Below are 8,516 nucleotides of genomic sequence, written 5' to 3' on the forward strand. Positions count from 1 at the left end.
TGAACATAGGACACACACAATGATTTATGCAAACCCAGGCAGCGATGGCGCGCTTATAAATTTTAAATCTCAGTATGGTAATTATATTGGTGGGCAATGGCTTGAGCCTGTAAACGGGCAATACTTTGATAATATAAGCCCAGTTAACGGTAAAGTATTTTGTAAAATACCACGCTCAGACAAAGCAGATATTGAACTTGCGCTTGATAAAGCACACGCAGCAAAAACAGCATGGGGCACAACTTCAGTCACTGAGCGCAGCAATATTTTATTAAAAATTGCGGATCGCATTGAGCAAAACCTTGAGTTACTCGCTGTGGCTGAAACTTGGGATAACGGTAAAGCCATTCGCGAAACTTTAGCGGCGGATATTCCATTAGCAGCAGATCACTTTCGTTACTTTGCTGGCTGTATTCGCGCCCAAGAAGGGACAATAGGTGAGATAGATGAGACCACAGTTGCTTATCATTTCCATGAGCCGTTAGGTGTTGTTGGGCAAATTATTCCGTGGAATTTCCCTATTCTAATGGCCGCTTGGAAACTCGCGCCAGCCCTTGCCGCTGGTAACTGTGTGGTATTAAAACCAGCAGAGCAAACACCTGCCTCTATTTTAGTGTTAATGGAAATCATCGGCGATTTGCTTCCTGCTGGGGTTTTAAATGTTGTGAATGGCTTTGGTAAAGAAGCTGGTGAAGCACTGGCAACCAGTACTCGTATTGCAAAAATTGCCTTTACTGGCTCAACACCCGTTGGCTCGCATATTTTAAAATGTGCGGCTGATAATATTATTCCTTCTACTGTTGAACTTGGGGGGAAATCTCCTAATATATTCTTTAACGATGTTATGGACAAAGATGATTCATTTTTAAGTAAAGCCATTGAAGGTGCGGTGCTTGCCTATTTTAACCAAGGCGAAGTTTGTACTTGCCCGTCGCGCTTATTTATTCAAGAAGACATTTATGAGCAGTTTATTGAGCGGATATTAGCGCGTACTTTACAAATTAAACGCGGTAATCCGCTTGATAGTGAAACTATGGTGGGCGCACAGGCATCACAAGCGCAATTTGATAAAATTCTTAGTTACATTGAAATTGGTAAAAAAGAAGGAGCGCAAGTGCTCACCGGTGGCAATGTCGAGCAGTTAAGTGATGAGTTAAATGGTGGTTACTATATTCAACCAACACTGTTAAAAGGCACTAACGATATGCGGGTGTTCCAAGAAGAGATTTTTGGTCCAGTTATTTCCATGTCGACTTTTAAAGATGAAGCAGAAGCACTTGAACTTGCAAATAGCTCTGAGTTTGGTTTAGGTGCTGGCGTGTGGAGCCGCAATATGAACCGCGCGTATCACTTTGGCCGTAAGATAGAAGCGGGCCGAGTGTGGACTAACTGTTATCATATGTACCCAGCCCATGCTGCATTTGGCGGCTATAAAAAATCAGGTATCGGTCGTGAAACTCATAAACTCGCTCTCGATCACTATCAGCAAACTAAAAACCTGCTGGTTAGCTACAGCGAAGATCCACTCGGCTTTTTTTAAACAAGATTTAAGCGAAGCTGTAATTTAATTGAGTAATGCAAAGCGTGGCCACTGGCTACGCTTTTGCTTTTCAAAAGGCAGGGAATACTCGCCTAGAGGGATTACGTCGAAACACTATTAGCATACGTTACTGACCTGAACTCGAAGTAACTGATTGAATCCAAACAGCAACTCAGTTATGGTTTGTTGATTAATAAAAATAAATTAAACCGAAGACACTACATACTGGTATGCAGTGTAGGGAATTCACATGAAAGTAGGCATATTATTCTTTATTTTGCTCATTTGTTTTTCTGCACAATCTAATAACGATATTGCAGTGAAAAATGAAGTTAATTTATTTCTGGAAGTTTCGGAGTGTTTAAGGAATATTCCCAGTAATAACATTAATGATTCAGAGTACGATGAATTGACTTTGCTCACGAGTGTAATCGAGAACCTAACTGTTGAATTAGGGACTAATAAAAATGAACAAAAAGAGTTTAGAGAATTATATAAAATTGCGGCTCAATACTGTGAGAAAGAAATAAGTAACTTTAAAGCTGAGTATAAAAGTAAGGTTAGTAATTAATAACTGCATTTCTATTTACTTTGGTATCAGTGAGTTAGATTATAATAAAAAAGGATTTATATGAGACATATAATTAAGTCGTATGCAAAGGTGTTCGTTATTGGTACACCTCTTTTGACAGCAAATGTTTACGCACAAGATAATGTAAGCTCTTTAGAGAACCTACCCACTACAGCAGCGCAATGGCAAGTAACAGCTGAGCGTGATGTTGAAGCGGCTTATCAACAATCAGTTGAAAACCACCCCGGTATGTTTGATAGTCAGAACCCTGATTTTCCTAAGCTACTTGAGAGCGCAAAGCGCCAAGGTCTTGCGCTTGCAAAGCAGGTTACGAATGCTCAAGGGTATGCTGCAGCAATTGCGCGTTTTAGTACTGTCTTACAAGATGGTCATGCCGGAGCCGTAGCTATTTTACCAGAACAACTAAAACAACCAAGGCGATGGCCCGGGTTTTCGGCTGTTTGGCGAGGTGATGGCTTAAAAGTGTATTACAGCGAGCATAGTCAAATTACTAAAGGCGATAAAGTAATACGCTGTAATAATACGCCAATTGAGCCATTAATGCGGCAAACCCTTTTTACTTTTCATGGTCAGGTTGAGCAACCCGGTCATTGGTGGAATCAAGGCCGGCGGTTACTTATTGATGACGGCAATCCATTTTTACCCCAACTTAAAAGCTGTGACTTTACAAAAGCCAATGGCAGCACTTATAGCGTTAAATTACAGTGGGTTGAACGCCCTAAAAGCGTCCGTCAACATTTAATGAACGCGTATAATGGGGATGAACTCGCCGTCGGTCTACATTGGCCAACTAAAGATATTGCTTGGGTAGCCATGCCCACATTTGCGCCTAATGAGCAACAAAAGGCTGACTATAAACAACTGTTTGCTGATTTAGCTACACAACGTGCGCAGTTATTGACTGCTAAAGCCGTGATACTTGATTTGCGCCATAACCAAGGTGGTTCATCTTATTGGAATGTAAAAGTCGCAGAGCAGTTATGGGGGCAACAAATTGTGAGTTATCGAAAAGAACAAGCAAGCGCAAAAACCCAAGTGTGGTGGCGAGCCTCAAAAGATAATACTCAGCACGTTGAGGTGTTGAAGGTAGTACTAAAAGATCAGCCTGAAATGTATGAAATGGTTAAAGAAGTCTCAGCAGGTATGCAAGTATCGTTAGATAAAGGCATGCCTTTTTATGTAGAGCAAAACCTGCCTGCTGAGCAAAGTGCAGGAGAGGTTACAGACAGTGATTTTAAAAACAAAGCTATGGTGATAGTACCTGGGCAGTGTGCTAGCGCTTGTCTTGATGCTATTGATACCTTTAAGCTTTTTTCGAATACTGTGTTATTTGGTGCGCCAAGTAGTGCAGACTCAATGTATATGGACGTCAGGCTTGTTGATACCCCATCAGGGTTGAGTAAAGTGATTATTCCTAATAAAGTGTACGTAGATAGGCCTCGAGGAGAAGGCTATTTTTACCAGCCCGATATTCCATATTACGGACTTGAGTGGACAACCGACGCTTTACTTGAGCAAATAATAAACATCTTGTAATAAATGTTTTTATATTAAAGAGTTTGGATGTTACTTTAAGTGAGTGAAAAACACGGGCATTTTTTGTGCGATACCCAAACAACAGATGGAGTTGTAAGTTATGAAATTTTTAGTTTTTTTAGGCACTGTACGTGACAGCACACCACCGAGACCTGCTCGCTTAGGTGAGCGTGTTGCACTAGCGTGTTTAGCATGTCTTAACAGCCAATATCCAGATCATCAAATAGAACTGATAGATGCGCTGGAATACCCACTTGATACTGTATTTAAGCCACACTTCTCTTATCCGCAGGGTAAAGCACCAACAAAGCTAAATGAGCTGGCAGAGAAAATTGCCGCAGCAGATGGCTACATTATGATCAGCCCTGAATATAATCATTCAATGAGTCCCGCATTAGCTAACTTGTTAAATCACTTTGGTAGTTCTTTGTTTTCGTATAAACCAAGCGCCATTGTGACTTATTCGGCAGGGCAGTGGGGAGGCATGCGTGCGGCGGTTGGTATGCGAACTTATTTATCGGAACTGGGTTGTTTACCTGTATCGGCAATGATCCATGTACCAAAAGCGCAAGACGTTTTTGCAGCCGATGGGACGCTGCTACAAGAGGCAGAGCAGGCATCGTGGTTTAATTATTTTGGCCGTACGTTTAGTCAGATGGTTTGGTGGGCTCAAGCAACCCGCGAGTTTAAAACGCAAGTTGATCCCAATGAGTTAGTTAAAAGCTTCAATAAAGATCCATCACAAAGAAATGCACCTTGATGTTGCTGTAATGGACATAGTGACTCAATACGCGAGGTATAAGCAATGAATCAACTAACTGAAGCAACGATAGCATGCCCGTATTGTGGTGAAAGTATAGACGTGTTGCTTGATCCATCTGATGTCGATCAACAGTACATTGAAGACTGCCAAGTGTGTTGTAAGCCGATTAACTTTTTGGTTTTTGAAAATATGGATGAAGAATTAACGGTTACTGTTACCAGCGATGAAGAGGGATTTTGAATAAATACGATCTATTTACGAAACCTGGTAAGTTTTTGCTCTAGGTAGCTTAGTATCAATTAAATTGATAATAAGCTACGCAATAAATTCCTGAGTACTTTAAAGACTTCTTGGCCGCTGTGGCGTTGATGTTGCAACATATCAACATTGGCCGTCCAGCCCATTTCTTCAAATTCCAGAGGTAGTTTAACCAACTCGCCACTGTGTATTGCATTTTCGGCTACATGGTGTGGCAATAAACACCAACCATGCCCCTGGATTGCCAGTTCAAGTAATACAAAGTAATTGTCGGCATACCAAATGTCGGGGCTTATTTTTAGTTGAAAGCTACTGGTTTGCGTATTACGAGAGCGGATCAGGAGTTGCCGGTGTAAACGCAAGCCATCCATATTTTTACAAATCTGCCCTGCGAGAGGGTGAGATTTGGCAACATATAAATCAAACTTTACAGCACCCAAACATTCGTAATCTAAATAACTAGGAATGTTCAATTCACTAAAAATAATACCTGTTAATGGCTTTTCGCTTTTTAGCATATCGATGATGTCGAGACTGGATGCATTTAAAAATTCAAGCGATACATTAGGGTATTTCTCTCGTAACTCTGTAATGGTATTGGCGATGATTTTAAATGGGATCCCTTCGTCAAGCGCAATGGTGATTTCACGTGGTGTTTGGTCATTTAATGCTAAGGCTGAGTTTACTAACCGTTGATGTTGATTGATCAGTGCCATTGCCTGCGGTAGTAGTTTTTTACCTGCCTCGGTGAGTTGTGGGTAACGCCCAGCGCGTTCAAATAAAGTGGCGTTACAGTCTATTTCTAAGTTAATGATATGTTGGCTCACGACTGACTGGGCTTTATTTAAACGACGAGCGGCTGCCGAAAACGATCCGGTTTCGACGGTGGTGACAAATGCGTGAAGTTGTTCGATGCTAAACATATCGTTTTTATAGATGCTATATAACTACTTAATATCTAAATAATGGATGAAAATAGCGGCCAAGTCACTATATACAGGCATTTTTTAATAATGAGTACTATTGAACGGATTTTTCAGGCGCTGCTTTTTGAGGTAATCGCACTTTCAATTGTTATACCCACGTCGGTTATGGTTGGCGACTTTGATGCGGGAAAAATGACAATTGTTGGCATTGGCTTATCGTTATTTGCGATGCTGTGGAATTACATTTACAACATTATATTCGACAAGTTAGCGGGCTTTAATCGCATAGAAAGAGGGTTAGCGACACGTATTGCTCATGCAATAGGTTTTGAACTGGGAATGGTAATAATTACATTGCCTGCATTGGCGTGGTATTTAGATATAACTTGGTTAGCCGCGACAATCTTAGAAGCAGGCTTTTTAGTGTTTATTCTGGTGTATACATTGATATTTAATTGGCTATATGACCGCTATCAACCTTACCAAAAATGCTTTTGTAAGCATGAACTTGTGTAGTTAACTGCTTTGGCACTCGTTAGGCAATTAATGAGTGTTTCTATGTAAACGCATCGCTGTATTTCGATATTGCTTTGATCTGTTTAGAGGTGTTTAGTCATACTTTGTTGTATGTCACTTTGTGCATTCAAGGCAATTTCGACAAACGCATTTACTGTTGCACTGGGGTGATTATGCTTATATTGGATTTGTAACGGTATCTGCGTGGTTACATTGTTTAAGGCAAGAAAATGACAGCCTGCATTGTATAGTTTGCTCACACAGTAAGGGGCAATAGCGACGCCTAATCCTGCGGCTACCTCAGTTAAGAGTGTTTGCATGTGTCGCGGGCGGCTGACAAGGTTGGGAGAAAACCCCGCTTGTTTACACAGCGTAATTGTTTCGTCAAATAAGCCCAATGCTTCATCACGGTTAAAAATAATAAATTGCTCAGTTTTCAGCTGCGCTAAATTGATTGCTTTTTTACCTGCAAATTTGTGACTTTGATTAACAATAGCAACGAGCTTATCAATATAGATATTATGACTGGAATATTGAGTATTAATCGAGGTCGGTAGCTCTCGCGAGAATGCAACATCTATTCGTTCATTATTCAGTGCGTCAATCTGTTCGGTTGCTGTCATTTCAAATAATGTGACATGTACTTTTGGAAACTGTAATTTATAGCGTCTGACCAAACTGGCCATAAACGATAAACAGGCAGGCCCTAAATAGCCGATATTAAGCGTGCCTATTTGCCCGTTGTGTGCCAGTTGTGCGTGTGTTTTAGCTTGCTCAGCAAGTGCCAAAATTGCGCTCGCATCTTTTAAAAGCTGTTCACCTGCTTGTGTTATTGCCACATCACGAGAGTTGCGATTAAACAAACTAACGCCAAGCTCAGCCTCTAATGCTGATATATGGCGACTAATAGCAGGCTGTACCGTATGTAGTTCGTTTGCCGCTTGTGAAAAGCTTTTATGCTTAGCGACACTAACAAAGCTTTTTAGCCTTTTTATATCCACAGGCACTATTTAGTTTCTAACGCTTTTGAAAATACGGCTTTAAAGCGTTCAAAGTCTTCTATATGCGGTAAATGACCTAAGTCTTCTAGCTCAAATAATTGTGCGTTGGGTATCAATGCTGCCGCTGATTTACCGAGTTTATCGTAACGGCCAAGTTCATAATCAACACCTTGCTTTTTCCAGTTACGGCCAGGGCCTGTTCTGTCGCGCGTACCAATTATAAGCTTCACAGGCATAGTGAAGTTGCTAAACTCGGTGATAACTGGCTGGGTAAAAATCATGTCATAGGTTTTAGCGTTTACCCATGCAACTTGTTCTTTATCTGGGCCTTGAATTTGCCCTGTTATAAAGTGTGTCAGTGCTTCGAATTGGCTATTCCAGTTACCGTCATAGTAATTTTTTTGCTGATACTTTTTCACTCCTGCGGGTGTTTTTGCAAGCTCACTTTTATAGAAAAAGTCAGTGTCTTTGTAATCCACATAATCAAGGTAGTTTTCAAGCCCGATGGGGTTAAGCAGAATCAATTTTGTCGTGGCACTTGGGTACATTAATGCAAAGCGACTTGCCAGCATACCACCCATTGAATGGCCTAATACAATTGATTTTTCAATCTTTAAAGAAGCCATTAAGGCGTGGGTGTGTGAAGCTAGTGAGGCAAAAGAATATTGATAATTTGTAGGTTTTGACGATTTACCAAAGCCAATTTGGTCTGGTATGAGTACGCCATAGCCTTGTTCTTGCAGGTAGTTTGCAGTTGTTGTCCAGTAATGGCCATTAAAGTTTTTTCCGTGAAGTAAAGTTACAACCGGTTTATCGCCTTTGGCAGGTAGGTAGCTGTAAGCCATTTTAAGTTGTTGGCCCTGAGATGAAAAATTAAAGTATTCAACGTCAAAGTCATAGCTATAATTGCTCAGCACCGCATCATAAGCGGGTGTTTTTTGGGGGGTTGCGAATACACTTGATGTAAAAAATATGATGTACAGTAATATCAGCACTTGCTTCATTGTTATACTCCTTTAATAGCCATTATCAGCTGTTAGCTTAGCACGATAGTTTTTTATTTTGTAATATCATTAACCTTGAAAAGTTACTTATTCATAAAAGAGTTATACCAATCGTGTTAAGTTACTGACCATTTATAGCGACAGATAAATACAGTGATAACAAGGCATAAATTTTGACATGTAGTTGTTCTCGGCAATTGCTCCTGCATTGCTCTACCTCCTGCATCCATGCAGTCGTACATGAAAAATTTATAACGCAGTTAGCGCTTTATTTAGCCCGCTAGAATGGTTAAATATTTAAGTCGATTGGTATTAGTATAGCAAGCAGGATAAACAAAAAATGACTCGAAGTTGCGGCATTTTTTTTATGAGTTGATTAT

Annotated in this window: 9 protein-coding genes; 6 read left to right on the forward strand and 3 right to left on the reverse strand. The window is 40.5% G+C overall.

Going from position 1 to position 8,516, the window contains the following annotated elements:
• Nucleotides 1-19: 19 nt before the first annotated feature.
• The 5 genes from exaC (at nucleotide 20) to CWB85_RS06505 (ending at nucleotide 4,671) form a co-directional block, all read left to right on the forward strand.
• The gene (gene exaC / locus CWB85_RS06485) at nucleotides 20-1,540 is read left to right on the forward strand and encodes an acetaldehyde dehydrogenase ExaC (protein WP_138554445.1); all 1,521 of its coding nucleotides are present in this window, start codon (nucleotides 20-22) and stop codon (nucleotides 1,538-1,540) included.
• A gap of 250 nt (nucleotides 1,541-1,790) precedes the next feature.
• On the forward strand, nucleotides 1,791-2,111 hold the full coding sequence (locus tag CWB85_RS06490; RefSeq protein WP_138554446.1) for a hypothetical protein: 321 nt from the start codon (nucleotides 1,791-1,793) through the stop codon (nucleotides 2,109-2,111).
• A gap of 60 nt (nucleotides 2,112-2,171) precedes the next feature.
• A complete protein-coding gene (locus tag CWB85_RS06495; RefSeq protein WP_138554447.1) occupies nucleotides 2,172-3,668 on the forward strand; it encodes a S41 family peptidase in 1,497 nt (498 codons plus the stop codon).
• Between the two features lie 100 nt (nucleotides 3,669-3,768).
• Nucleotides 3,769-4,428 (forward strand): NADPH-dependent FMN reductase, encoded by a 660-nt coding sequence (locus tag CWB85_RS06500; RefSeq protein WP_138554448.1) that lies wholly within the window; start codon nucleotides 3,769-3,771, stop codon nucleotides 4,426-4,428.
• A 45-nt stretch (nucleotides 4,429-4,473) separates the two neighbouring features.
• Nucleotides 4,474-4,671 (forward strand): CPXCG motif-containing cysteine-rich protein, encoded by a 198-nt coding sequence (locus CWB85_RS06505; RefSeq protein ID WP_016706968.1) that lies wholly within the window; start codon nucleotides 4,474-4,476, stop codon nucleotides 4,669-4,671.
• 59 nt (nucleotides 4,672-4,730) lie between these two features.
• Here CWB85_RS06505 and CWB85_RS06510 read toward each other — a convergent pair whose 3' ends face one another.
• Nucleotides 4,731-5,612 carry a LysR family transcriptional regulator gene (locus CWB85_RS06510; RefSeq protein ID WP_016706967.1) on the reverse strand — a complete coding sequence of 294 codons (882 nt, stop codon included), beginning with the start codon at nucleotides 5,610-5,612 and terminating at the stop codon, nucleotides 4,731-4,733.
• 90 nt (nucleotides 5,613-5,702) lie between these two features.
• Between CWB85_RS06510 and CWB85_RS06515 the strand changes: the two genes are divergently transcribed.
• On the forward strand, nucleotides 5,703-6,131 hold the full coding sequence (locus CWB85_RS06515; RefSeq protein WP_016706966.1) for a PACE efflux transporter: 429 nt from the start codon (nucleotides 5,703-5,705) through the stop codon (nucleotides 6,129-6,131).
• 83 nt (nucleotides 6,132-6,214) lie between these two features.
• Here CWB85_RS06515 and CWB85_RS06520 read toward each other — a convergent pair whose 3' ends face one another.
• A complete protein-coding gene (locus tag CWB85_RS06520) occupies nucleotides 6,215-7,132 on the reverse strand; it encodes a LysR family transcriptional regulator (protein ID WP_029215997.1) in 918 nt (305 codons plus the stop codon).
• A 5-nt stretch (nucleotides 7,133-7,137) separates the two neighbouring features.
• Nucleotides 7,138-8,136, reverse strand: coding sequence for an alpha/beta fold hydrolase (locus tag CWB85_RS06525; RefSeq protein ID WP_138554449.1), 999 nt, complete (start codon nucleotides 8,134-8,136; stop codon nucleotides 7,138-7,140).
• Nucleotides 8,137-8,516: the final 380 nt, after the last annotated feature.

Source organism: Pseudoalteromonas sp. S1727 (genome assembly GCF_005886375.1).
In the GTDB taxonomy this organism is placed as follows: Bacteria; Pseudomonadota; Gammaproteobacteria; order Enterobacterales; family Alteromonadaceae; genus Pseudoalteromonas; species Pseudoalteromonas haloplanktis.